Raw genomic sequence first — 24,714 nt, forward strand, 5'->3', positions numbered from 1 at the left:
GTGTGATCTTCCGTGGCGTCATGATCCTCAGCGGCGTCGGCCGTGTGATCTTCCGTGGCGTCATGATCCTCGGCGGCGTCGGCCGTGTGATCTTCCGTCGCGTCGTGATCCTCGCGAGCATCAGACGCATGGTCCTCCGTCGCATCATGATCCTCGGCCGCGTCATTCTGTTCCGTCGCGTCGTGATCCTCGCGGGCATCGGACGCATGGTCCTCCGTGGCGTCGTGATCCTCGGCGGCGTCATTCTGTTCCGTCGCGTCGTGATCTTCCGCCGCATCATTCTGCTCGGTGGCGTCATGATCCTCGGCGGCGTCCGCCTTGACGGCCGGTACCGGCGTATCGACCACCGGCGCCGGGGTGACTGCCCCGCCATAGACGACCTGAAGCGACACGCCGTGCAAGGCCGCCGCACTGCGGTTGGACAGGGCGTTCTTCTCTTCCTGCGTCAGGCCAGAGAAAAGGCTGACATAGCCGGCCGGATCGGCACGGAAGGCCTCGGTGGCGTGCGGGCTACCGGCCAGTTGCGACAGAATGCGGTACAGTGCCTTGTTCGTCCGCCGCTCACGGCCCGTGGGCGGATCGCGGTCGATACGGGCCACGGCCTCCATCTCGAACGGACCATAGTCGGACTGGACGGGGGGCAACTTGTCACCAGCCGGCTTCACCTGCACGCCCGGCGGATGCATGCCCAGGCGTTCCGCCATGTCGGGATCGACCGGCAGGATATCCTTGGGCGGCAGATAGAGGCTGCTGGCCGAATGGATGGTCGCGCGCACGGCCGGATCGCGATACGCCTTCAGCGGGCGGCGGATGATCTGGCTTTCCAGGCCGGGGAAGGTAGCGCCCAGATAATAATAGCAGGGATGGTTTTCCCCATAGAGTTCGATCAGGCGGTTAAACAGGACATCCCGCTTGTTGTTCACGAAACCCTTGGCCGAATAGGCGACGTCGCCGACCGAGCCGATCTGCAGCAGCACGACATGGCTGGAGGTAACGACGGGGCGGTTGCGCAGCAGCATGTCGCTGGCTTCCAGGATCTGACAGCCATGGACCGACGGATCGACACGCAGATCAGCAAACAGGTAGTCGGTGGAGGAAATGCCCGGCAACATCTCCGTCCGGTGCCCTTCCTTGCGGGCGATCGACAGGGCGCGGCGGATGGGGGAGACAAAGAAGCCAGGATGACCATAGAACACGGCGGTCACGCGCTTGCCCTCACGCACGGCGCGCAGGATCAGCTCGGCCATCTGCACATAGGTCACCTGCCGCCGCTTGCCTTCGCCATATTGCATGGACAGGTTGAAGGCGACGGGGTTCAATTCGCGGATGAAAGACGCCGTCACACCATCGGGCACCGAATAGAACACGGCATCCGCATCGCGGATATGGCCGATGGCTTCCTGTGTGAAATGCGAGATCGAGCGGATGCCGGTACCGACCACGGTAAGGCTGCCATGGGTTTGACCGGAGACAAGCGGCTTGGACACGTCAATGGAATTGGGCATCGTCCTTGTTCCCCCTGGATGCGAAGCGGAAGCTGCAATGATTTCCAAACGGGCTACGCCGAAGGCGCTATGACCCTAACGCATTCGAGCCATGAATGCATTCCGTAAAATTAGAGGGAATCGATTTGGTCTACATCTCAGATTTGTTACAGGTCATTGGGCTGGGCACGCGGGATGCAGGCCCGGTGCGGGAAGATGCACGATGATTCACACCGGCGATCAGGCACAGCGCAACCCCTCCTTGTCCAACGGCCCGGTCGTGGTGCTGCTGGCCGGGGGTTGGGGTCGGCGCATGGGGGGTGGGGACAAGGGCCTGCGCGTTGTCGCAGGCATGCCGATCCTGCGCCACGTGCTGAACAGGGCACGGGGCTGGACGGACCGGATCGTGCTGTCGGCCAATGATGACCCGGCGCGCTTTGCCGGGTTGGACTGGCTGGCCGGAATCCCCGTGCTGCCCGACAGGGTGCCCGGCCGGCCGGGGCCGCTGGCCGGTATCCTGGCCGCCATGGATTGGGCGGCCGGTCAGGTGCCGGACCGCGGGCATGTCCTGTCCCTGCCCTGCGACACCCCGTTCCTGCCGCCTGCTCTGTGGCCCTCTTTGGCGATGCAGGGCGGGACTGGTATCGCCATGGCCACCGGCCCCGACGGGCACCGGCACCCGACCGTGGCATTGTGGCCCGTTTCGCTGCGCCACGCCCTGCGTGAAGCGTTGATCGAAGAAGGGCTTCACAAGGTTGGAGTGTTCGCCGCCCGGCATGGACGGGTGGATGTCCCCTTCCCCGCCGGTCCGGACGGCATCGACCCGTTCTTCAACATCAACAGCCCGGACGATCTGGCCCAGGCCGAAGCGCTGATACCATCGGCTTGAAAGTGTGACCGATGTCACTCTTTCAAGCCCTTCCATCGCCAGCGCCCATATCCGTGGGCTCAGGCGTGCTGCACCGATGGTCAAACAAGTCGACCGTCGGTATTATTCGTAACGCAGGGCCTTGACCGGTTTTGCCGCCGCCACCCGCGCGGCATGACCGGCCACGGTCACCCAGGCGATCACCATGGCCCCCAGGCCAGCCGCCAGGAACAGCAGCGGGTCCAGGTCCACGCGATAAGCGAAGCCCTGCAGCCACCGGCTCAGCCCATACCAGGCCACGGGCCAGGCGATGAGGTTGGCGATCAGCACGGGGCGGGAGAATTGCCAGACCAGCAGGCGCACAAGATCGGGCACCGACGCACCCAGCACCTTGCGGATGCCGATTTCCTTGGTCCGGCGTTCCGCCGTGAAGCTGGCCAGACCGAACAGGCCCAGGCAGGCGATGATCACCGCCAGACCCGCGAAGGCCGCGAACAGCTTGCCCTGACGGATATCGTCGGCATAGAGCCGTTCCACCCCCTCGTCCAGGAAGTGACGGCGCATGGGCACATCGGGCACCATTTCCCGCCACAGGCCGTCGATCCGGTTCAGCGTGGCCGAAACATCGCCCGGCCGAATGCGGACCATCAGCACGCGCGCCTCCGGTGGTTCTGCCTGATAGATAGTGGCCACGGTATTGTTGCGCGCCGATTTATATTGCAGGTCGGCGACCACACCGATGACCTGCAGCGTCACGTCCCCTTCATCCTGCGGATAGTGGATGGTACGGCCAATGGCCTCTGCCGGGTTGCCCCAGCCGAACTGCTGCACCGCCGTGGTGGAGATGATGGTGGCGGCGGTGCGCCCCTCTTCCCGCGTCCCCTCTGGCGGGGATTTCAGTTCGTCGGCCAGACGTGCCTTGTCGAAGGTGCGGCCTGCCACCATGCTGGCTCCCAGCGTTTCGAAATAGCCGAAATCCACCGGTTCGGTGCGCACCGTCATCGTCTCGTTCCGGCCGCCGGTAATGATGCCATAGGTGGAGGTGCGTTCCGACGGGTCAGACGGCGCCCAGGGCGCGCCCGCCACCGACACCACCGCCAGATCGGCCAGCAACCGTTGTTTCAGCGTCTCCATCTTCGACCGCGCGGCCTGATATTCAAAGCCGCGCAGCAGGACGACATTCTCCTTATCGAAACCCAGTTCCTGGCTGCTGGCATAACGGGTCTGCTGCAGCACAACCAGGGTACCAATCGTCAGGCCGATGGCCACCGCGAACTGGGCCACCACCAGCGCGGCGCGCAGCCGCCCGCCCCCGACACCCGCCGACTTATTGGACCGCAGCACCTGTGCCGGGCGGAAACCTGACAGGACGAAGGCCGGATAAAGCCCGCCCAGCAGGCCCAGCAGCACCGACAGGCCCAGCGTCACCCCGCCCAGCAGGCCCATCGCATGAAAGGCCGGGTCCATCTTGATCCCCAGCGCCGACTGGAACGGGGCCAGACCCAGTTCCACCACCGCTATGGCCAGTAGACCGGCCAACAGGGTCAGCAGCAGGCTTTCACCCAGAAACTGGATGATGATCAGACGGCGGGGGGCGCCCAGCGTCTTGCGCAGGGCCACTTCCCGCGCTCGCATGGTGGCCCGCGCCGTCGCCAGATTGATAAAATTGATGGCCGCAATGGCCATGATCAGGACCGCCAGCGCGATCAGGCCGGAAATCACCGCCATGCTGGTGCCCATACCGCCCGGCAGGGGATGGGTGCGGATGTCCAGCAGCGGCTGCAGGCTGAGTTCGGCGCGGTAGCCGCCATCGGGTTCCGAGTTCAAATTGGGCCGAACGCGGGCAGGGAAATCCTTCAGATTGGCTTTCAGCCGATCCATATCGGTACCGGGGGCCAACTGGACATAGATATGCAGCCAGTTGCTGTTCCAGTTTTCCCGCTGGCGTTCCAGAAAGGGCAGCGGCGTGGACATGGAGATCAGGGCCTCCACCTCATCCGTTACGTTGGAAGGTGGGTCCTGGATAACGCCCGTGACCGTCAGTGTTCGCCCATCGACCAGGGTCACGGTGCGGCCCAGCGCTTCCTGTTCCCCGAAAATCTTGGTGGCCAGCGCCTTGGTCAGGACCGTGCTGTTGGGTTGGGACAGGGCCGTGCGCGGGTCACCCGACAGGAAGGGCCAGTCGAACAGCCGCAGATAATCCACATCCACAGCATGGAAACCGACATAGAGGCTTTCATCCCCCCGGCGCACGATCTCCCGCACGCGGCCGAAGCGCACGATGGTTTCGATCTCCGCGAATTCCTGCTTCAACGCGGCCGCCGCGGGCATAGGCATGGCGGCATAGGTGTCGGGTGGGCGGCCGGGCATATGCTCCGTCCGCACAAGACGCAGGGTCCTGTCCGCATCGGTGAACATGCTGTTGTAAGACAGCTCATGCCGCACGAAGACGGTGATCAGCAGCGCCGCCGCCAACCCGGCGGCCAGTCCCAGGACATTGATTGTGGTATAAAGCTTGTGACGCACCAGATTGCGTAGCGCCACCATGAACCAGTTCTTCAGCATATCCCAAGCTCCCCACTTTCCCGTACCTCAGTCGCCGTCGCCAACATACGTCGGCTTGGGCACGCGCCACGTGGCACGCGGCGGCAGCCGCCGCCGATGCCAATGGTCGAAAATTTGACCCTTGGCATTATTCATACCGCAGGGCGCGGACGGGCTTTTCCGCCGCCACCCGCGCCGCATGGCCCGCCACGGTGATCCAGGCGATGACCAGGGCCGCCAGACCGACACCAATGAAGATCAACGGGTTGACAGCAATTCTGCTGGCAAACCCCTCCAGCCACAGACTGACCCCGTACCAGGCCAGCGGCCAGGCGATCAGGTTGGCCAGCAGCACCGGCCTTGAGAATTGCCAGACCAGCAGGCGCACAATGTCGGCCACGCTGGCACCCAGCACCTTGCGGATGCCGATCTCCTTGGTCCGGCGTTCCGCCGTGAAGGCCGCCAGACCGTACAGGCCCATACAGGCGATGATGACGGCCAGACCGGCAAAGGTCGCGATCACGGTGCCTATCCGCGCCTCCGCCTCGTACAGGCGGTCGATATTTTCATCCAGGAAGGAGCGTGAAATCGGCACGTCGCGAAACAGGTTGCGCCACACACCATCCACCGCCTGCAACGTCGCCTGCTGATCGCCGGGGGCCAGGCGCAGCATCAACACGCCCGTCTGGGACTGGTCGATGACAAACAGGGTCGCTTCGGGTTGAGATCGGGCGCTGCCGAAGCGGATATCCTCCACCACACCCACGATGGTCAGGACCTGTTCCTGCATCTGTTTTCCGACAAGGGTACCGCGCAGGCTGAGGCCCAAGGCCTCGACGGGATCATGCACGCCCAATCTGGACAGCATGGCGCGGGTCACCACGATATTGATGTCGACCCGTTCCACCCCTTCGCCGGCGGCCCGTTTCAGGTCCGCGCCGTAGCCTGGGTCGAACAGCCGCCCCGCCAGCACGGTGGCCCCCAATGTTTCCAGATATCCGAAATCAACCGGTTCGATCTGCAGGTGAACGAATTCGTTCTGCCCCGGCAGACGGAAACTGCTGGTGGCCTTGGAACCGCCGGCCGGCGCCCAGGCCGTCAGGGCCGCCGACGCAACGCCGGGCAGACGCGCCATCGCCAGCCGCAGCGCCTCATGCCGTGGATAACCGCCGTCACGGGGCAGGGTATTCAGCAGAACGACATTCTCGCGTTCGAAACCCAGCCGCTGCGTGGCCGCATGCCGTGTCTGAAACAGCACGAACAGGGCGCAGATGGTCAGCATGATGGCGATGGAGAATTGCAGCACGACAAGGGCGGCACGCAGCCGCCCGCCACCCGACATCAACCCGCGCGTGCCGGCCAGCATTTCCATGCGCGCCATGACCAGGGCTGGATAAAGACCGGCCAGCACCCCGACCAGCAAAGGCAGGAGCACTAAAGAGATCAGCAGCACAGGGTCGGAATACGGATCGCGGGGCACATCGATACCGACGGAGCGCAGCAAGGGCAGGATCAATTCCGTACTGGGCAGCGCCAGCAGCCCGGCAAGAGCGGCCAGCATCACGGATTCCATCAGGAATTGCAGGGTTAACCCCGCCGGGCGGGCGCCCAGGGTCTTGCGGATACCGATCTCCCGCAGGCGCATCCCTGACCGGGCCGTCGTCAGGTTGACGAAATTGATGCTGGCGATCAGCAGGACCAGACTGCCGATGACCAGCATGCCCTTGATAACCACCATCGGCGTCCCCGCCTCCCCCCCGATCGGGTGGGTGCGGATATCGGTCAGGCGTTGGAAGGACAAGGAGAAGGTATAGGCGCCCTTGGCCTCTGCCGGCATCTTGTAATCCGGCGTGATGGCGGGCAGCGCCGCGTTAACCTTTCGGGTCAGTCGATCCAGATCGGTGCCGGGGCGCAGCAGAAGGTAGGTGGTCAGCCAGGAACTGCCCCATTGCTGTTCCCGTTCGCGGAATTCCTGATCCGTCTGGTCGCTGATGCTGCTGGCGATATGGGTCAGCAGATCGGCAGCCAGGGCGGAATTCTGCGGCGGGTCGGCGATGACGCCCGTTACCACCAACAGACGCCCGGATTTCAGTGTCAATGTTCCGCCCAGCGGATTGGCATCCCCGAAATATTTCCGCGCCAGGCTTTGCGAGATCACGGCGTCACCCGGGCGGGCCAGGGCAGTGTCGGGATCACCCGCCAAAAAAACCAGATCGAAAAGCTGCGGGAAATTGGGGTCGACACGCACCGCCTTCTCGGTGAAATGCTGGCCGTCCCGCCGTTCCACACTGGCGACGAAACCGATGACACGGACTGCAGCTTCGACATCCGGCAGATGTGCCGCCAGGGCCGGCCCGACCGGCAGCCCCGTCACATTCATCTGCCATGGCTGCAGCCCCGACATATGGTCCGTTCGGTTCACCCGCACGATACGGTCAGCCTTCTCGTGATACGCATCGAAACTGGTTTCGAACCGGACAAGGGTGCCGATGATCATGCAAACCGACAGGCCTACGGCCAAGCCCACCACGTTGATCGCGGTGTAGAGCTTGTGTCGAAGCAATTGCCGCCAAGCGATCAGAAGCCAGTTCCACAGCATGCGGCACCCCCTTCCCGTTCCCCGTCAACGCCGCCCTTACTCGTGCCGCAGCGCCTTGATGGGGGGGGCCATGGCGGTGGTGGCCGCGTGGCCGGCGACGGTAACCCAGGCGATGATCAGGGCCGTGACGCCCGCCGCCACGAAATAGGCAGGCGACAGGTCCACACGCTGTTCGAACCCGTCCAGCCAGCCGCGCAGCAGCCACCAGGCCACGGGCCAGGCGATCAGGTTGGCGATCATGACGGGGCGGGAGAATTGCCAGACCAGCAGGGCCACGATCTGGGCCACCGTGGCGCCGAACACCTTGCGCAGGCCGATCTCCTTGGTCCTGCGCCTGGCCGCGAAGCCGGACAGGCCGTAGAGACCCAGGCAGGCAACCAGGATGGCAAGGCCGGAGAAGGTGGCGAAGACGGTGGCCTGCACCCGTTCCTCATTATACTGGGCGGCGATCATGTCTTCGACGAAGGCGGCGTTGAAGGGCCGGTCGTTGATCATGCGGGCCCAGAGCGACTGTACCTGTGATAGCAGCGCCGACGGGTCGTGCCCGTCAAAGCGGATGGACAGGGTGTCGAACTGACCGTTGGCCTGGAACATCACCGTCGGCTGGATCCCGTATTTCAGGGAACGGAAGCGGATATCCGGGATGACGCCGACAATGGTCAGATCGAAGGGCACATCATTGAAGAAGCGGGTCTTCAGGGTGCGGCCCACGGCGTCGCCCGGATTGCCAAAGCCCAGCAAGCGGGCCGCCGCCTCGTTGATCATGGCCGAGGCCCGGCCCGTTTCCCCCTCCGCCGGTTTGCGGATCAGGTCCGTGCCGAAGGTTGGGTCGAACAGGCGGCCGGCCATGGGGGCGACCTTGAACAGTTGCAGGAAGCCGTCACCCAGGCTCTGGTAATTCAGCACCTGACCCTTTTCGCCGGACCCTTCCAGCGTGAAGACCATATTGTTTTCGTTATTGTCGGTGGGCACGTCGGACGACAGGGCCACGTCGGTGACGCCGGGCAGGCGACGCGCCTGTTCCAACACCGCCTCTCGCGTAGACTGGAACCCCGCCCCGCCCAGGTTGGGCAGGGCCAGAACATGCTGCCGGTCGAAACCCAGTTCGGCATTGGTGGCGAACAGCGTCTGGCGATAGACGACCAGGGTGATGATCGACAGGCCGATGGCCACCGCGAACTGCATCACCACCAGCAACTGACGCAGCCGCGCGCCGCCGCCATCGGCCGCATCCTCCCCTTTCAGGATACGGGCCGGCTGGAAGCCCGACAGGTACAGTGCCGGATAGGCCCCACCCAGCAGGGTGACCAGCAGCGACAGGCCCAACAGCGCCGACAGGAACAGCGGGTCCAGCAGCGGGATAGACATATCCTTGCCCGTCACGCCATTAAAGGCCGGCAGCGCCAGTTCCATAAGGCCCAGCGCCACCAGGATGGACAGGACAACCATGACCGACCCTTCGGTCAGGAACTGCGCCACCAGCGAACGGCGCCGCGCGCCCAGCACCTTACGCACCGCCACCTCCCGCCCGCGCAGGGAGGAACGGGCGATGGCCATGTTGGTGAAATTCACACAGCCCAGCGCCAGGATCAGCAGGGCCACCATGGACAGGGCCGTGACCTGGGCAGCATCGCCCGACGGCTTCATATCGCCGACATCGCCCGCCTGATGCTTGGCCAGCAGGCGGATGTCGCGAATGGGCATGAAGGATTGGTGCGAGCTGTCGGAGGTGCGGACGCTGTTGTTCTTGTTGGGGATCATCCGGTCGATGAAGGCCGGATTGTCGGTGGCCAGACGCGCGATATCGTCGGCGCGGCGCAGTTTCAGATAGGTGAAGACATTGACCGACGTCCAGGTGTCCAGAATGTTGGGAAACCCGGCCAGACGCTGCGGCACCAGGGGGGCCAGCATCTCCACCTTCAGATGCGTGGTACGCGGCAGATCGGCGATGACCGCCGTGACGCGGTGGTCATACCGCTCAGGTCCAATGCAGCAGAGCGTCAGGGTGCGGCCGATGGGATCGGCATCGCCGAAATATTTCCGCGCGGCACTGTGCGTCAGTACCAGGGAGGACGGATCGGCCAGCGCCGTCGCCGCGTCACCTTGCAGAAAGGTCAGACCAAAGAGGGTAAGGGCCGCAGGGTCGGTATAGGTCACGGTCTGCGGAATGGCGCTGCCGTCGCGCAGGATGGAAGTATCATAGGGGAACAGGCGGGCCGCCGCCTCCACCTGTTCCGGATAGGCGGTGGTGAAGGCATCCATCATGCGGCCGGCGGAGCGGACCGTGTGAAAGGGCGTGCGGCCCGGGAAATCATAACTGGTATGGACGCGCACGATGCGGTCGGCATCGGGCACCCAAGCGTCATAGGACATTTCGTCCCGGACATGCAGCAGGATCAGCAGACAACTGGCCAGACCCACGGCCAGACCCACAACATTGATCGTCGTGTACAGCTTGTGCCGCAGCAGATTGCGGATCGCGACCAACACCCAGTTCTTCAGCATGATCTCCCCCCTCCCCCCTTATGATCTTACTCGTACCGCAGGGCCTTGATCGGCTTGGCCTGGGCCACGCGGGCGGCGTGCAGGCCCACCGTCAGCCAGGCGATCGCCAGCGCCGCCGATCCCGCGCCCAGGAACAGCAGCGGGTTCAAGTCGATGCGGTAAGTGAAATCCGACAGCCAGCGGTCCATGCAGAACCAGGCCACGGGCCAGGCGATCAGGTTCGCCACCAGTACGGGCTTTGAAAACTGCCAGACCAGCAGGCGGACAATGTCCGGCACACTGGCGCCCAGCACCTTGCGCAGGCCGATCTCCTTGGTCCGGCGTTCTGCCGTGAAACTGGCAAGACCATAGAGGCCCAGGCAGGAGATGAAGATGGCGAGCCCTGAGAAGGTCGCGAACATTTGCGAGGTCTTCTGTTCGCGCTGATACTGGTTCGCGATATTGACATCGAAGAAGCTGCGCTGGATGGGCCGATCGGGCACCAGTTCGGCCCAGATGCGGTCCACCTCGGCGATCACATCGCCAAACCGACCGGCCTTGGATCGGACCGCCATGGCGTGGTGATTGCCATTGTCGAAGATATAGAACGCCGGCCGTATCGGCTCATGCACGGATTTGAAGTGAAAATCCTCCACGACGCCGACGATGGTGCCCCGAATGATGGTCTGGGGTGAGTCAATGGTCAGGACCTGTTCACCCACTGCTGCTTCGGGGCTGTCAAATCCAAGCGCCTTGGTGGCGCTGCGGTTCAGGATGACGCTGCCCGTCACCTCGATCGTACCCGCGCCCTCGGGTGGGGGCTTGCCGTCCATCATCCATTGCGGGCGTTGGATGGCGTCGGTGCCACGGTCCCGGTCGAAGGTGCGGCCGACCACCATGCGCATGCCCAGGGCCTCGAAGAAGCCATCGCCGATAGTGTCCTGGCGCATCACCAGATCCGTGCCGACAGCCGCGCCGGGACGACGGATCAGCGCATTGTTCTCGCCCCCGTCGCCGGGGATCGATCCCGCCATGCCCGCCGCCTGGACAGCCGGGCTCTCACGGATCATCTGCAGGAAGGTTTCGCGCTTCTCCTTCACGCCATCGGTGGTGAAATAGCCGATGATGACGACATTCTCCGTGTTGTAGCCCAGATCCTTGTGCTGGGCGTAGAGAAGCTGGCCATAGACCACGGACGTGGCGACCATCAGCGCGATGGAAATGCTGAACTGTACGATGACCAGAGCCGTGCGCAGACGCCCGGAACCACCGCCGACGCCGGCGCTGGCCCCCTTCATCACCTGGGCGGGGTTGAAGGAGGTGAGGAAGAAGGCCGGATAGGCGCCGGCCCCCACCCCCACCAGCAGGATCAGGCCCAACACGACGGAGCCCAGCATTGGATCGGCGACCACATCCAGCGACAGGTCCTTGCCCAGGAAAGCGTTGAATCCCGGCAGGGCCAGTTCCACCAGCGCCAGGGCCAGAAGCATGGCCAGGAAGGTCATCAGCAGGCTTTCGCCCAGGAACTGCGCCACCAACTGGCCACGCCTGGCACCCACCACCTTGCGCACACTCACCTCCCGCGCCCGCTGGGTGGCCCGCGCCGTGGCAAGGTTGGTGAAGTTGATGCAGGCGATCAGCAGGATCAGAAAGGCGACGGCCGTGAATGTAGCCACCTCGGTCCGGCTGGCCCCGGGGACGATGTCGCCTGCCATCGGATCCAAATGCACATCCAGCAGCCGGCGCAGGGACGGATAGGCAATCTCAGTCAACTCGATCGGACCCTGCGGCGTAGCCAAGGGCAGAAAGGTGCGCTTCACCCAGTCGCGCATGCCGGCCAGCAGAGGGTCCACACTGGCCCCCGGCTTCAGCCGCAGGAAGGTCACGTTGTTGGTATTCCCCCAGTTGTTCTCCCAGTTGCGCATATAGCTGGCGCTGGGCGAGGAATAGGGCAGCAGTACATCGAACTGGATACTGATGTTGGAGGGCAGCTTGGCCACGACGGCCGTAACCTTGACCTCATACTTGTTGTCCAGCGTCAAAAGCCGGCCCAGGGCCGGCTCGTCACCGAAATATTTCCGCGCCACCGCTTCGGTCAGCACGATGGAGGACGGATCCGTGAGGGCCGTGCGCGCATCGCCCGCCAGCAGGGGGAAGCCGAACATCTCAAGAAAGTTGGCATCGACTATCGTCGTGGTCTCATAGAACTTGCGGTCGGCGGTGCGCAGAATCTGGCTGCCGCCGGTCATCCGCGTGAAGGCTTCCACCTCCGGATGCGCTTGGGCGAATGCCTCGCCGAACCGGTGCTGGACATAGGCTCCCCGCTCCGGCTTGCGGCCCGGCAGACGCCATTCCAGGGTCGCCTGATAGATGCGGTCGGCATCCTTGATGGACCGGTCGTATCCCGTCTCGTTGCGCACGAACAGCAGGATCAGCAGGCAGGCGGCCAGCCCCACGGCCAAACCGGACAGATTCAGGACGGCGTGCAGGCGATGGCGCAGCAGATTGCGCAGCGCCACCATCACCCAATTGCGAAGCATCGTTCTCCCCCCTCTTGGTAACCCCGTCCCTGAACCAGGAAACCCTTGCGGATCCGGTCCCCACCGGACCCGCAAGGGCCAGTCGCTCACTCGTAACGCAATGCCGACACCGGCTTGGCCTGGGCCACGCGGGCGGCGTGCAGGCCGACCGTGGCCCAGGCGATCAGCAGGGCCAGACCGCCCGCCGCCACGAACAGCAGCGGGTTCAGGTCGATGCGGAAGGTGAAGCCGTTCAGCCACTGGTCCATGCAGTACCAGGCGATGGGCCAGGCGATCAGGTTTGCCACCAGCACCGGCTTGGAGAACTGCCAGACCAGCAGGCGGACAATGTCCATGACACTGGCACCCAGAACCTTGCGCAGCCCGATCTCCTTGGTGCGGCGTTCGGCCGTGAAGCTGGCCAGACCGAACAGGCCCAGGCAGGCGATCAGGATGGCAAGGCCGGAGAAGGCCGCGAACATCTGCGAGATCTTGGCCTCGCGGACATACTGGGACTGGATGCGGTCATCCAGGAACTCCCGGCTCAGCGGACGGTTGGGGAACATGTCGCGCCACACCCGTTCGATCTCCACCAGGGTCTTCTGCACATCACCGGCCTTCAGACGGACCAGCACGTCGGAGAAGCGTTCACGGTCTATGATCATCATGGATGGCGGGATCGGGTCATGGACGGAACGGAAGTGGAAATCCGCCACGACGCCGATGATGGTCAGCTTGTTGGTGCCGTCATCGTCGGCCCCTACCTCGAACTGCTTACCGATGGCATCCGCGTTGCTGGAGAAGCCCAGACGCTTCACCGCCGCCTCGTTGAGGATCACCGAACCGGCATAGGAACGGGCGGAAGTGTCACCCGCCGGAACCTGGGCCGGATCGGCCAGGGGCGGCAACTGATCGGCGGGACGGTTGCGGTCGAATTCACGACCGGCGACCAGTTGCAGGCCGAGCGTCTTTACGAAGTCCCAATCCACCCCACCCTGGCGCAGCACAAGCATCTGGTCGGGATTGGCGCCCGGCAGGCGGACATTGGTGTTGTTCTCGCTGCCGTCACCGGGCGTGCTGTTGCTGCCGGACACCGCCGCGACGCCATCCAGCTTGGCCAAGGCCTCCACCAGCGTCTGCTGCCGCGCCCGGTCGGTGGAACGCGGGAAGCCCTGCAGGATCAGGGTATTTTCCTTCTCGAACCCCAGGTTCTTGTTCTGGGCGTAGAGAAGCTGCCCGTACACGACGGATGTGGCGACCATCAGGGAGATGGAGATGGCGAACTGTACCACCACCAGCGCCATGCGCAGCCGGCCGGACCCGCCGCCCACGCCGGACGACGCGCCCTTCAGCACGCGGGCCGGATTGAAGGAAGACAGGAAGAAGGCCGGATAGGCACCACCCGCCACCCCCACGACCAGGGCCAGACCCAGCAGGGCCGGACCCAACAGGGGATCGGTGAACAGGTTGAAGGACAAATCCTTGTCCAGGAAGGCGGAATAGGCCGGCAGGGCCAGTTCGACCAGCGCGATGGACAGAACCAGACCGATCAGGGTCAGCAGCAGCGATTCACCGATGAACTGCATGATGATCTGGCCACGGCTGGCACCCACCACCTTGCGCACGCTGACCTCACGGGCACGCTGGGTAGCCCGTGCGGTGGCCAGGTTCATGAAATTGATCGACGCGATGGTCAGGACCAGGGCCGCGACCGCCGCGAAGGTGATGATCTCCGCATAGGACGTGGCGGGCCGCATGGAGGTCATCACCGGGTCGGTATGGATGTCCTTCAGATTGCGCAGGCGCGGCGTGAAGATATCCCCCAGCACAACATTGCCGGTCGGGGAATTCAGCGTCGGGGCCGTCGCCTTGAACCAGGCCGGCATCCGGTCGCTCAGCGCCTTGCCGTCCGAACCGGGCTTCAGCCGCACATAGGTCTCGCAGCAGACGGCGCCCCAGTTGCTTTCAATCGCCCGCATCGCCTGGGCCACCGCCGCATAGGGGCGGATGATTTCAAGGTTGAAATGCGTGTTGGAGGGCATGTCGCGGATGACGCCCGTCACCTTGACGGGACCGACGCCGTCAATATCCAGCGTCTGGCCCAGCGCATCCTGGTCCTTGAAATATTTGCGCGCCATGCTTTCAGTCAGGACGATGCTGTTGGGCTCGTCCAGGGACGTCATGCGGTCGCCGCGCAGGAACGGGAAATCGAAGATCCGGAAAAAGTCCGGGTCAGCGGCGCGGGCGGTTTCAGTAAAACTTTCGCTGCCATGCTTGATGACGATATTGCTCTGTATCACCCGGGCCGTCATCTCGACTTCCGGCAGCCCTTCCTTCATGGCGGCGGCCAGGGGCAGCATGGAGGCGGCGAAATGATCCACCTGACGGCCCGGCAACTGCGCACGGAACGCCACCTGATAGATCCGGTCATTGTCGGTGAAGAAGCGGTCGTAGCTGGTCTCATTGCGCACAAACAGCAGAATCAGCACGCAAGTCGCCAGACCCACGGCCAGACCCGTGACGTTGATCGCGGAATAAAGCTTGTGTTTCAAAAGGTTGCGCAGAGCAACCATCAGGTAGTTCTTCAACATGGCAGATCCCCCCGGATGCCGTGGGTACCGATCATCAGGCGGCGCGCAGGTTCTCGGCCACGACCTGTCCGTCGAACAGGTTGATGATGCGGGTCGCATACTGGGCGTGCGGCATGGAGTGGGTGACCATGACGATGGTCGTGCCTTCAGCGTTCAGGTCGGTCAGCATACGCATGACCTCGTCACCATTGGCACTGTCCAGGTTACCGGTCGGTTCGTCGGCCAGCAGCATCTTGGGCTTGGCGACGACGGCGCGGGCGATGGCCACACGCTGCTGCTGACCACCGGAAAGCTGCTGCGGCAGGTGGCTTTCACGATGACCGATATTCACCTTCTCCAGGGCCGCCTTAACCCGCTCCTTGCGTTCGCGCGCCGGGATGTCGTGATAGAGCAGGGCCAGTTCGACATTCTCGAACACCGTCAGCTCGTCGATCAGATTGAAGCTCTGGAAGATGAAACCGATATTCTTCTTGCGGATATCGGCCAGTTTGCGCTCCCCGTATTTCGACACTTCCTCGCCATTGAACCAGTATTCGCCGCTGCTGGGCGTATCCAGCATGCCGACAATGTTCAACAGAGAGGACTTGCCGCAACCCGACGGGCCCATGATGGCGACGAATTCGCCGTTGCGGACATGGATATTCACGGAATTCAGCGCCGTGGTTTCCACTTCCTCGGTACGGTAGGCCTTGACCAGATCGACCAGCTTCAACATGTCCTTGTTCCTTCCTGCTCAGATTTAAAGTCTTTGCTGTTCCCAGAAATCGCCGGGCGCCGCCGTCCGGCGGCTGCCGGCCTCAATTCAACTGGATGCGGTCCATGCGGATCATGTCGCCATAGGCCGACGTGACCACCCGTTCCCCCTTATCCAGGCCGCTTTTCACCTCGATCACCTGGGCATTGCGGCGGCCCAGTTGGACATTGCGCTTGGTGGCGTACTTGCCATCGGAACCGACGACGAACAGCCACGCCCCGCCCGTGTCCTGATAAAAGGCGCCGTTGGGGATCAGCAGCGCCGTAGTCGTGTCGCCCAGCTTTAACCGCAATTGCAGGCTCTGGCCGGGACGGATGTCCTTGGGCGTGTCGTTGGCAAATTCCAGTTCGACCCTGAACTGGCCGTCGCGCACCTGCGGGAAGATCTTGGCGACACGCAGGACATAATTGCCCGACCCGATGGCCGCCTCCGCCGTCTGGCCCGTGACCAGGCGCGGCAGATAGAATTCATCGACCTGGGCGACTACCTTGAACCCGTCCATCCGGTCGATGCGGCCCAGCCGTTCACCGCGCGTTTTGTTCTGCCCCACCTCGGCTTCCAGCGAGGTGAGTTGGCCATCGACGGGGGCCTTCACGATCAGGTTGTCCAGGTTGCGGCGGGCAAATTCCAGGTTTTCCTGCAATTTGCCGGTACTTTCCTTCAGCTTGCCAAACTGTTCGTCGCGCAGCCGGTCGGTAACGGTCTGCGTCTCCTTCAGCACATCACGGCGGCGCTGGAGATAGGTGTATTCGTCCTGCGCCTCGTCATATTGCGCCTGGCTGATGGCCTTGGTCTTGATCAGTTCGGCGCGGCGGTCCAGCGTGCGCTTCAACTGCACCAGCTTGTATTCCACCTCCACCAGGCTCTGGCGGTTGCTCAGGCGGGAAATTTCCAGGTTCAGTTCGACGGTGCGCAACTGGTTCAGCTGCTCGATCACCTGCGCCTCGCGGCTGATCACCTCAAGCTGCAGGTCGGTGTTGGTCAGTTCCAGCAGCGGCTGGCCTGCCTTCACAAACTGCCCGGCCTCGGCGAAACGCCGCTCCACGCGGCCGCCCTCGACACTGTCCAGAAAGATACTGGTCAGCGGTTCGACGGACCCGCGCACGGGGATGAAATCCTCGAACTGGCCCTGGGAAACGCTGGAAACGATCAGCCGGTCCTCGGCCACGCGCACGGTCTGTCCGCCCGTGCCGCCCAGCGCCATATAAAGGCCGCCGGCACCAACCAACAGGGCGACGGCAGCGCCCGCGATCATCTTCTTATGCTTCTGGAAACCTGATTTTTCGATCCGGCGATCCATCGCCATGATGCCACTCCCCTGCCCGCAATATATCTGTTGCCGTCTCAGCCCAGCCGGCCCAGCCAACTGATCCCCACCGCCAGCAGCAGGGCCACCAGCCACAGGTCGGGATTGACGCTCAGCAGCGCATCCTCCACCCGGTCCAGCAACGCGGCCTTGTCATCGATCCCGTCCGTCTGGCTCTGCATGTGGTGCATGATGTTCCCCGTACTGTGTGCCGGTGCATGTCCGGCGTCCGCACCTCTCTTGGCAATCCATGTGCCAAGCCGCTTTTCTTTGATTTTAAAGGGATTTTTGGGGGTCCCAGCTTGTCCGGAAATGAACAGTGTCCGTTTTCGGACAGGGTGGATCACCATAGACGGACACTGGACGATCTACGCCTTTTTAGGTAAATCTATTGTGTTAATGTGGATCGGAAAAAGTCCTGCCGCATTGACACCGGCGACAGGGGCGTTGACGCCGGTGGGGCAACTTCGGCCAAAGGTCGGGCAAGGGTATGCAGGACATGTCGGTCAATCTGCCGGCGTCCTTGCGCAGCACCACATCGATGCTGCGAACCCTGTCGGCTGACCAAAACGACGCCTTGAAGCGTCTTGCCACAGGCCAGAAAATCAACAGCGCCATCGAAGGCCCCCGGCAGTTTTTCGCGGCACGCGGCCTGAACCAGCAGGCTAACGATCTGGACGCGCTGAAATCCGGTATCGCCCAGGGCATTTCCACCTTACTGGCCGCCAGCAAGGGGGTGGAATCCGTGAAGGCGCTGATGGATCAGGCACGCGGCCTGACCTCCGTCGCCCTGTCCACGCTGGACAATACGCCGACGGCGATCATCGCGCGCCAGCAACTGGCCGAACAATTCAACACGATTCTGGACAAGGTCGACGATATCGTGGGCGACAGCGGCTATGGCGGCAAGAACCTGCTGCTCGCCAGACCCGCCACCTATGCCGCGACCGACGACAGCCTGCGCAGCGCCGGCCTTATCACCGGTGTCTCGCGGGTCGAGGTGACCAGTGTTGTCGGCCAGAACGATTATCGCATCGAAGTGAATGGAGAGGGCGAGATCGCCGGTGACCAGGCCGATATTGTGGCGGCGCAGGACGCGCTGGGACTGGCGCAGCTTAGTGTCGGCGGGATCAACGCGCTGGATGGCGGACGGATGGACAATATCCGTTTTGAACTGCATGGCACGCCCGGCCGCGACGCGCGCCTTGTGGTGCTGGATGGGGACGAATCTTGGACCACCAGCCTTGCCCAAACCCAACTCACGGCCGCCGCCGACAGCGGCACCATGATCAGCCTGAACCACACTTTCCGGTCGGGTGCCCAGATCAATATGCTGATCGATGGCAATGGCATGAAACAGGCCCTGCAGCCATCCGGGCTGGTCAAGGCCGAGGTCCAGCGGAATATCGACCTGGAAGTCCGCGTCACCGATAATGAAGGCGTGACCATCAGCCGGAACGCCTACACGCAGGATACATCATCCCGCCTGCAGGCGGGCGAGAACAGCTTCCGTTTTGACGATGCCACCGTGCGGCTGACCATCGATCCGTCGCGGATTCAGGAGGCGGCCAATGCGACAGGCGGCATCTATGGCGACCTGGGCGGCCTTGAAGGCATCCTCAACCGCGGCGGTACGCTGTCCCGGAACCTGGCAGAGAACAGGGTGAAGCTGGGCGTTGAAAGATTGGGTTTCGGCGCCAACAATATCGCGTTGAACCAATATACCCAGCGGGCGGGCGGGGGCGGCGGCTGGTCCACCATCGACATTTCCGACGGTACCGGCATCATGGGCGGCGACGATCCGGAGGCTGGTCAGGCAAACTTCAGCATCACGGTCAACGCCTTGCAGGGGGCCTCCAGCAGCGGCACCTTCGTGGTCAACCGCAATCCCGGCCAGGGCGGCCTGACAACCGTGGCGGATGGCGACTGGGACAATGGGGAATTCACCAATCCCTATGTCAGCGGGTGGCGGCAGACAGCGGAACTGACGGTCACCTATGACGCCACCGTCAATGGCCAGCGCAATGTTGCCGTCACTGACGGTCTTGGCGGCACCTTCATCGGCCTGCTGACCGACAAGGGCGACGGTCAGCCCAGCACCATCCGCCTGTCGGGCGGGGTCAATGACGGCGCCACCATCGGCCTGTTCCACAAGGACGGCAGCGCCGGCAGCCGCGCCATCCAGGTCTATGTGGGGCAGCGTTCCTGGGTCACCGCCGACGATGCCGACAGCCTGTCACAGATAAATATCGACGATATTCCCGCCTGGACCGGCTTTGCCGTCGACACGGCGCTCAACGTTTCGATCGGCGGTCCCAACAGTGCCGGATTGGGCCAGCGAAACCTGGTCATCACCCAGACCAGCATCGACACGGGTCAGACGGCGTCGGAGACGCTGACCATCGGTAATGGCGGTGCCAGCGATCTGACCCACACTCTGACGGTGGGGCCGAATGCCGGCGCCAGGGTGCGCTTCGACGTGCCGGGCTTCGGCACGGACCTGAATTACCGGGTCGCCGTGATGAACCCTACGCCAAGGCGTGACCCCAACCTTGTCATCCGCAGCCCCGCCGACGGGGAAACCGCCACCATCTCCACCCGTCAGGTCAGCGTCGCCACCCCGGAAAACGACCTGACCGTCAATTTTAACCGCGACGGCAGCAGCAAGCTGGACATCAAGGCGGTGAATGTCGATAGCGGGCCGCTGGGGCTGGGCATCGACCAGGCGGCCAATGGCTGGCGCGACCGCAGTGACGTCAATCTGGCCATTCAGGACCTGACCCGCGCCGATGGCCGGCTGCAGGGGGCGTTAAGAAGCCTTCAGGTCAACATGGATCTTCTGGGTACCCGTGACAGCTTCACATCGGAATTCGCCGTGGTGCTGCGGGGTGGTGCGCTTGGTCTGGTGGCAGCCGACGAACATGAGGAAAGCGCGCAGGTGCTGACCGCGAACGTGCGCAGCCAGTTGGCCACGACCATGGTCAGCCTGATGGTCCAGCAACAGCAGCGCATCCTGAGCCTGTTCTGAACAGCCAGACCTTATTATCCCAGCCTGTGCTGCGGCCGGCTTTGCGCCGGCCACGCCTCTCCCTGGTCCGACAGGCGGCATTCGATGGCCCGCCCTTCCAGCCGGATATCGGCCCCGCCCGACAGACGCAGAAGCAAGGCACCCTCGACCGGTTCCAGCGCCAGCAGGGACAGGAAGGCCCCGCGACGGCACAGATCGACACCCCGCCGCCGCACAGCCTCCACCCCGGAAAAGTGGACGGCGCACTGGATACGGGCCTGCCCCTCCCCGCCCTCGTCAGGGGTGGGGCCGCCATCGGGCAGGTTGCCCTCCCACTGGAATCGGCTGGCCAGAAAAACGAACTGCTGCTCGTCGGGAAGGTAGGCCATGTCGGCGATAGGGATGATGGCGTCCTGCAACAGGGCGGAAACCACCCGCAGATCCGCCGCATCCACGGCCCGCAATCGCATCGCCCCCGTCATTTCCATCCTCCGGCCTGTGCCTGCGCCTAAATTACGGGGGGACCGGCCGATTGCCAAGGGCAAGCCCTTGATGCGAGCGCGCCGTTTTGTCAGAATCCCCGCATCGCCGGCCACCCATGCGCCGGGGCGGCATTGCCCGGGCTGGCGACGGGGACGGGATGTTGGTAGTTTCCCGCGCACGTCCGGGCGCCGCCCGGGCACCCCGATCATCGCCCGTCAGGACACGATCCCATGAAGTTCTTCGTCGATACCGCCGATCTCGCCGAAATCCGCGACCTGGCCGACACCGGCCTGCTGGATGGCGTCACCACCAACCCCTCCCTGGTCGCCAAGGCCGGTCGCAACTTCGTGGAACTGATCGCCGAGATCTGCGACGTGGTCGAGGGCCCGGTCAGTGCCGAGGTGGCCGCCACCGATTTCGACACGATGCTGAAGGAAGGCCGCTATCTGGCCCAGATCGCCCCCAACGTCGCCGTCAAGGTGCCGTTGACGCCGGCCGGTCTGAAGGTCTGCCGCACGCTGGCCAATGAAGGCACCATGGTCAATGTGACCCTGTGCTTCTCCGCCGCCCAGGCCATCCTGGCCGCCAAGGCCGGCGCCGCCTTCATCTCCCCCTTCGTCGGCCGTCTGGACGATATCGGGCAGAACGGCCTGAACCTGATCCAGGAAATCGTCGAGATTTATGCCAACTACCCGGCCTTCACGACCGAAGTGCTGGTGGCATCGGTCCGCAACCCGATCCATGTGGTTGAGTCGGCCCGCATGGGCGCGCATGTCGCCACCATGCCGCCCAGCGTCATCCGCCAGTTGGGCAACCATGTCCTGACCGACAAGGGCCTGGCCACCTTCGTTTCCGACTGGGCCAAGACCGGCCAGTCCATCCTGGACCAGCCGCTGCCCAAGAAGGGCTGAACGTCCGCCAGGGCTGAAAGACAATAATAAGGAAAGGCCGTCCATGACCACCGGACCCGGACAGATCACCACCAACCCGATGGATGAACTGACGGCGGAGGATGTGGCGGCCTTTCTGCTTGAACACCCCGATTTCCTGGCACGGCGGCCCGATCTGCTGCGCCACCTGCTGCCGCCCAGCGGACCGGAGCGGGGCCAGGGCATCGTCGATATCCGGGAGCGCATCCTGGAAAAGCTGCGGGGAGAGGTCGGGCGCCTGTCCGATCAGCAGCAGCTTCTGGTCGATACGACCCGTGCCAACATGATGAACCTGCGGCGGGTCCATGCCGCCGTCCTGCATCTGCTGTCCTGCCGGGGGCTGGAGGCGATGGTGCAGGCCATCACCGGCGATCTGGCCGTGCTGCTGGACCTGGACGCCGCCAATCTGGTGGTGGAACAACCGATGGGGCCCGTCGCCGTCATCGGACCGGCCGGTCTGGGCATGGCCCATCACGGCACCATCAACCGTGCCCTGGGCCGCGCCGACGTGGCTTTGCAGTCGGACATTCTGGGATCGGTCGAGCTTTGGGGCCATCAGGCCGGCCTGATCCGCAGCCAGGCCCTGGTTCGCCTGCGTCTGGGGGGCGAAGGCGCGGAGACGACGCCGGCCCTGCTGGCCTTCGGATCGGCCGACCCCGACATGTTCCATTCCGGACAGGCGACAGACCTGCTGCTGTTCCTGTCGGGCGTGGTGGAACGTGTCATCGCCGCCTATCTGGACCCGGCCTGGTGACCGCCATCATCGGCTTCGCGGCGCAGGCCGACCTGCTGGACGCCATCGACAAATGGCAGCGCTGGCTGACGACCGAAAAGCAGGCCTCCCCCGCCACGCTGCGCGCCTATAATAATGATCTGGCCGGTTTCCTTCTCTTCATGACGGAATACCGCGAACGCAAACCCGGCCTGAACGATCTTTCCGCTCTGTCATTGACGGAATTGCGCGCCTGGTTGTCGGGCCGGGCCCGCGACGGCGCAACGGCTGGCACCCGCGCCCGCGCCATCGCCGGGGTGCGAAACCTGTTCCGCTGGCTGGACCGGCAGGGGATCGTCCATAATCCGCATATCGGGGTGCTGAAGGCCCCGAAGCTGAAGCCGCCCATTCCCCGCCCCCTGACTGCCCCCGATGCGGAGGCCTTGCTGGACGAGGCGGCAAGCCTGCCCGACGCCCCCTGGATCGGGCTGCGCGACCGGGCGCTTTTCACGCTTCTCTATGGGTGCGGGCTGCGCATATCGGAAGCGCTGGCCCTGAACCGCAACGACCTGCCACCCGGGGCCGCCACGGTGCGGGTGCTGGGCAAAGGAAAGAAACAGCGACAGGTCCCCGTGCTGCCCGCCGTGCATGCGGCCATCACCGCCTATCTTGCGGCCTGCCCCTGGCGGGGGGCCGACGATGCCGCCCTGTTCCTGGGCAGCCGCGGGGAACGGCTGAACCCATCTGTCGCCCGGCGACAGATGCAGGCGCTGCGGCCTGTGCTGGGCCTGCCCGACAGCGCCACACCACACGCGCTTCGCCACAGCTTCGCCACCCACCTGCTGGGTGACGGGGCAGATCTGCGCGCCATCCAGGACCTTCTGGGCCATAGCAGCCTGTCGACCACGCAGCGCTATACCGATGTGGATACCGAGACCTTGCTGGCTGTCTATGATCAGGCCCATCCGCGCGCCCGAAAATAGGCCGATTTCCCCCCATTCTTATGGGTAGGACCCGCAGAACGCAGTGATCATCCCCCCGCCGGTGCAACGGCAAGGGCCCGTACGGAGTAGATCCTGACAGATCGCTGCACGAATATTTGTCCACTGCGCGCATCCGGCCTGCTCCGCATCCTGAACCTGCAGGAAAGTTTCCCCGAATATCTTCATGCATGCACTTCACGCATGGCCCGAAATAAAGTCCGGTTCCCCTATCCCATTCTGAAATCCGGGAACCGAAACCGAGAATTTGAGATAACCCCTTGGAACTGAAAGGTTAAACCAATATTATTCCAGATGGTTCCCACTCCGTCGCCCCTGTCGGCAGCACAGAGCGCCCAAATATTAGGCAACGCCCGCAGACCCCCGGCTTCCCAGGCATACAAACGGTTACCGACCTATTAGTCACAGACTTATCCACAGATTCTGGGGAGATTGGAAAGGCGAGTAAATAGTGTGCAAAACACCCTATTCTCAACTCGTTAACCCATTTCTATACCGACGCATAGATTGCGGACAACCTACACGCATGCGTATGTAATGGAAGGCATAAATCAAAGGGCCTATGCCTTTCAGGGGATCCGTCATGCTCAAAAATCTCTCCATCAGAACGCGCGTCGTCGTTGCGTTCGCAGTCATGTTGCTGTTGACGCTCGGCCTCGGGCTGTTTTCAGTCACCCGTCTTGAAGGGGTGTCGGCGGATTCCAAACTTGTAAGTGACAATGCGCTGCCATCGATCAAGGCGCTGGCGAAGATCAATGTCGAAGTTCTGCGCACCCGCAGCACGCAGTTCCAGCACATCATTTCCGTCGAAGACAAGGATATGAATGATACGGAGACGCGATTGCGTGACCGCGCCGCCGACCTGCGCAAAGCGGAAGAGATGTACGAACCGCTGATTTCTTCCAAAGAAGAACGCGATCAGTACAATAAATTCCGGTCGGAATGGGAAAAATATATGTTGATCTGGGAACGGCTTCTGCCTGTTTCCCGTGCCAATGACATCGCCAAGGCCTCGATCATCGTGCGTGATGAACTGTCCCCCGCCTATCGGGAAATGCAGTCGACACTGGATACGCTGGTTGCGATCAATGAAAAAAGTGCTGCCGAAGCCGCAGGGGAGATCGAGCGCGGCGTAACCTCCAGCGAGTTCGCGACCTTTTCGCTTCTCATCGCCGCCATCATCATCGGCATCGCCGCCGGCTGGTCTCTGATCGTCAGCGTCGTAAGGCCCGTTCGCGGCATGACGGACACGATGAACCTTCTGGCAAAGCATGAACTGACCGTGGCCGTGGACGGTGGGGAGCGGGGGGACGAGATCGGGGACATGGCCCGCGCCGTCCAGGTGTTCAAGGATGGGCTGATTGAGGCCGACCGTCTGGCCGAGGCGCAGAAACAGGAACAGGCGGCCAAGGAGGCCCGGGCCACCCGCATCG

General features: G+C 63.5%; 16 protein-coding genes. 6 read left to right on the plus strand and 10 right to left on the minus strand.

The features are described from left to right. On the minus strand, positions 1-1,505 hold a 1,505-nt coding region (locus KBA48_RS23825; RefSeq protein WP_292911091.1), incomplete at its 3' end, for an SAM-dependent methyltransferase. A 202-nt stretch (positions 1,506-1,707) separates the two neighbouring features. On the opposite strand from KBA48_RS23825, the gene mobA reads away from it, so the two are divergent. Further along, the gene (gene mobA / locus KBA48_RS23830) at positions 1,708-2,373 is read left to right on the plus strand and encodes a molybdenum cofactor guanylyltransferase MobA (RefSeq protein WP_292911093.1); all 666 of its coding nucleotides are present in this window, start codon (positions 1,708-1,710) and stop codon (positions 2,371-2,373) included. A gap of 102 nt (positions 2,374-2,475) precedes the next feature. On the opposite strand, the gene KBA48_RS23835 is transcribed toward mobA, so the two are convergent. The 8 genes from KBA48_RS23835 to KBA48_RS23870 all read right to left on the minus strand — a co-directional run bounded on the left by KBA48_RS23835 (position 2,476) and on the right by KBA48_RS23870 (position 17,340). Beyond that, complete coding sequence (locus tag KBA48_RS23835) at positions 2,476-4,917, minus strand: ABC transporter permease (protein WP_292911095.1); 2,442 nt, start codon at positions 4,915-4,917, stop codon at positions 2,476-2,478. 127 nt (positions 4,918-5,044) lie between these two features. Further along, positions 5,045-7,495, minus strand: coding sequence for an ABC transporter permease (locus KBA48_RS23840; RefSeq protein ID WP_292911097.1), 2,451 nt, complete (start codon positions 7,493-7,495; stop codon positions 5,045-5,047). Positions 7,496-7,531: 36 nt separating this feature from the next. Then, positions 7,532-10,000, minus strand: a complete 2,469-nt coding sequence (locus tag KBA48_RS23845) for an ABC transporter permease (protein WP_292911099.1) — start codon at positions 9,998-10,000, stop codon at positions 7,532-7,534. A 26-nt stretch (positions 10,001-10,026) separates the two neighbouring features. Continuing rightward, the gene (locus tag KBA48_RS23850) at positions 10,027-12,519 is read right to left on the minus strand and encodes an ABC transporter permease (protein ID WP_292911101.1); all 2,493 of its coding nucleotides are present in this window, start codon (positions 12,517-12,519) and stop codon (positions 10,027-10,029) included. A gap of 86 nt (positions 12,520-12,605) precedes the next feature. Continuing rightward, complete coding sequence (locus tag KBA48_RS23855; protein ID WP_292911103.1) at positions 12,606-15,089, minus strand: ABC transporter permease; 2,484 nt, start codon at positions 15,087-15,089, stop codon at positions 12,606-12,608. Between the two features lie 34 nt (positions 15,090-15,123). After that, positions 15,124-15,804 (minus strand): ABC transporter ATP-binding protein, encoded by a 681-nt coding sequence (locus KBA48_RS23860; RefSeq protein WP_292911105.1) that lies wholly within the window; start codon positions 15,802-15,804, stop codon positions 15,124-15,126. Between the two features lie 82 nt (positions 15,805-15,886). Beyond that, positions 15,887-17,149, minus strand: a complete 1,263-nt coding sequence (locus tag KBA48_RS23865; protein WP_292911107.1) for an efflux RND transporter periplasmic adaptor subunit — start codon at positions 17,147-17,149, stop codon at positions 15,887-15,889. Positions 17,150-17,187: 38 nt separating this feature from the next. Next, a complete protein-coding gene (locus KBA48_RS23870) occupies positions 17,188-17,340 on the minus strand; it encodes a hypothetical protein (protein ID WP_292911109.1) in 153 nt (50 codons plus the stop codon). 308 nt (positions 17,341-17,648) lie between these two features. Between KBA48_RS23870 and KBA48_RS23875 the strand changes: the two genes are divergently transcribed. Continuing rightward, a complete protein-coding gene (locus KBA48_RS23875) occupies positions 17,649-20,177 on the plus strand; it encodes a hypothetical protein (RefSeq protein WP_292911111.1) in 2,529 nt (842 codons plus the stop codon). 14 nt (positions 20,178-20,191) lie between these two features. Here the strand turns inward: KBA48_RS23875 and KBA48_RS23880 are convergent, their stop codons facing one another. Further along, the gene (locus KBA48_RS23880) at positions 20,192-20,638 is read right to left on the minus strand and encodes a DUF2948 family protein (RefSeq protein WP_292911113.1); all 447 of its coding nucleotides are present in this window, start codon (positions 20,636-20,638) and stop codon (positions 20,192-20,194) included. A gap of 231 nt (positions 20,639-20,869) precedes the next feature. Between KBA48_RS23880 and fsa the strand changes: the two genes are divergently transcribed. From fsa to KBA48_RS23900, 4 genes are all read left to right on the plus strand, one after another. Further along, on the plus strand, positions 20,870-21,550 hold the full coding sequence (fsa, locus tag KBA48_RS23885; RefSeq protein WP_094457042.1) for a fructose-6-phosphate aldolase: 681 nt from the start codon (positions 20,870-20,872) through the stop codon (positions 21,548-21,550). A 43-nt stretch (positions 21,551-21,593) separates the two neighbouring features. Continuing rightward, a complete protein-coding gene (locus KBA48_RS23890; protein ID WP_292911117.1) occupies positions 21,594-22,322 on the plus strand; it encodes a DUF484 family protein in 729 nt (242 codons plus the stop codon). Then, entirely contained in the window at positions 22,319-23,263 is a 945-nt protein-coding gene (locus KBA48_RS23895) for a tyrosine recombinase XerC (RefSeq protein ID WP_367273868.1), read from the plus strand. Before KBA48_RS23890 ends, KBA48_RS23895 begins: the two co-directional genes overlap by 4 nt. Positions 23,264-23,864: 601 nt before the next feature. Next, positions 23,865-24,714 (plus strand): MCP four helix bundle domain-containing protein (locus tag KBA48_RS23900; protein ID WP_292911119.1); only part of this gene is annotated, 850 nt, incomplete at its 3' end.

It is taken from the genome of Niveispirillum sp. (assembly GCF_017996735.1).
GTDB lineage: Bacteria > Pseudomonadota > Alphaproteobacteria > Azospirillales > Azospirillaceae > Niveispirillum.

Bases quoted from the DNA above. Each gene is read 5' to 3' on its own strand.
- mobA (WP_292911093.1), top strand. From the start codon at position 1,708: ATGATTCACACCGGCGATCAGGCACAGCGCAACCCCTCCTTGTCCAAC.
- KBA48_RS23835 (WP_292911095.1), bottom strand. From the start codon at position 4,917: ATGCTGAAGAACTGGTTCATGGTGGCGCTACGCAATCTGGTGCGTCAC.
- fsa (WP_094457042.1), top strand. From the start codon at position 20,870: ATGAAGTTCTTCGTCGATACCGCCGATCTCGCCGAAATCCGCGACCTG.
- KBA48_RS23855 (WP_292911103.1), bottom strand. From the start codon at position 15,089: ATGTTGAAGAACTACCTGATGGTTGCTCTGCGCAACCTTTTGAAACAC.
- KBA48_RS23875 (WP_292911111.1), top strand. From the start codon at position 17,649: ATGTCGGTCAATCTGCCGGCGTCCTTGCGCAGCACCACATCGATGCTG.
- KBA48_RS23880 (WP_292911113.1), bottom strand. From the start codon at position 20,638: ATGACGGGGGCGATGCGATTGCGGGCCGTGGATGCGGCGGATCTGCGG.
- KBA48_RS23845 (WP_292911099.1), bottom strand. From the start codon at position 10,000: ATGCTGAAGAACTGGGTGTTGGTCGCGATCCGCAATCTGCTGCGGCAC.
- KBA48_RS23870 (WP_292911109.1), bottom strand. From the start codon at position 17,340: ATGCACCACATGCAGAGCCAGACGGACGGGATCGATGACAAGGCCGCG.
- KBA48_RS23865 (WP_292911107.1), bottom strand. From the start codon at position 17,149: ATGGCGATGGATCGCCGGATCGAAAAATCAGGTTTCCAGAAGCATAAG.
- KBA48_RS23840 (WP_292911097.1), bottom strand. From the start codon at position 7,495: ATGCTGTGGAACTGGCTTCTGATCGCTTGGCGGCAATTGCTTCGACAC.
- KBA48_RS23850 (WP_292911101.1), bottom strand. From the start codon at position 12,519: ATGCTTCGCAATTGGGTGATGGTGGCGCTGCGCAATCTGCTGCGCCAT.
- KBA48_RS23860 (WP_292911105.1), bottom strand. From the start codon at position 15,804: ATGTTGAAGCTGGTCGATCTGGTCAAGGCCTACCGTACCGAGGAAGTG.
- KBA48_RS23890 (WP_292911117.1), top strand. From the start codon at position 21,594: ATGACCACCGGACCCGGACAGATCACCACCAACCCGATGGATGAACTG.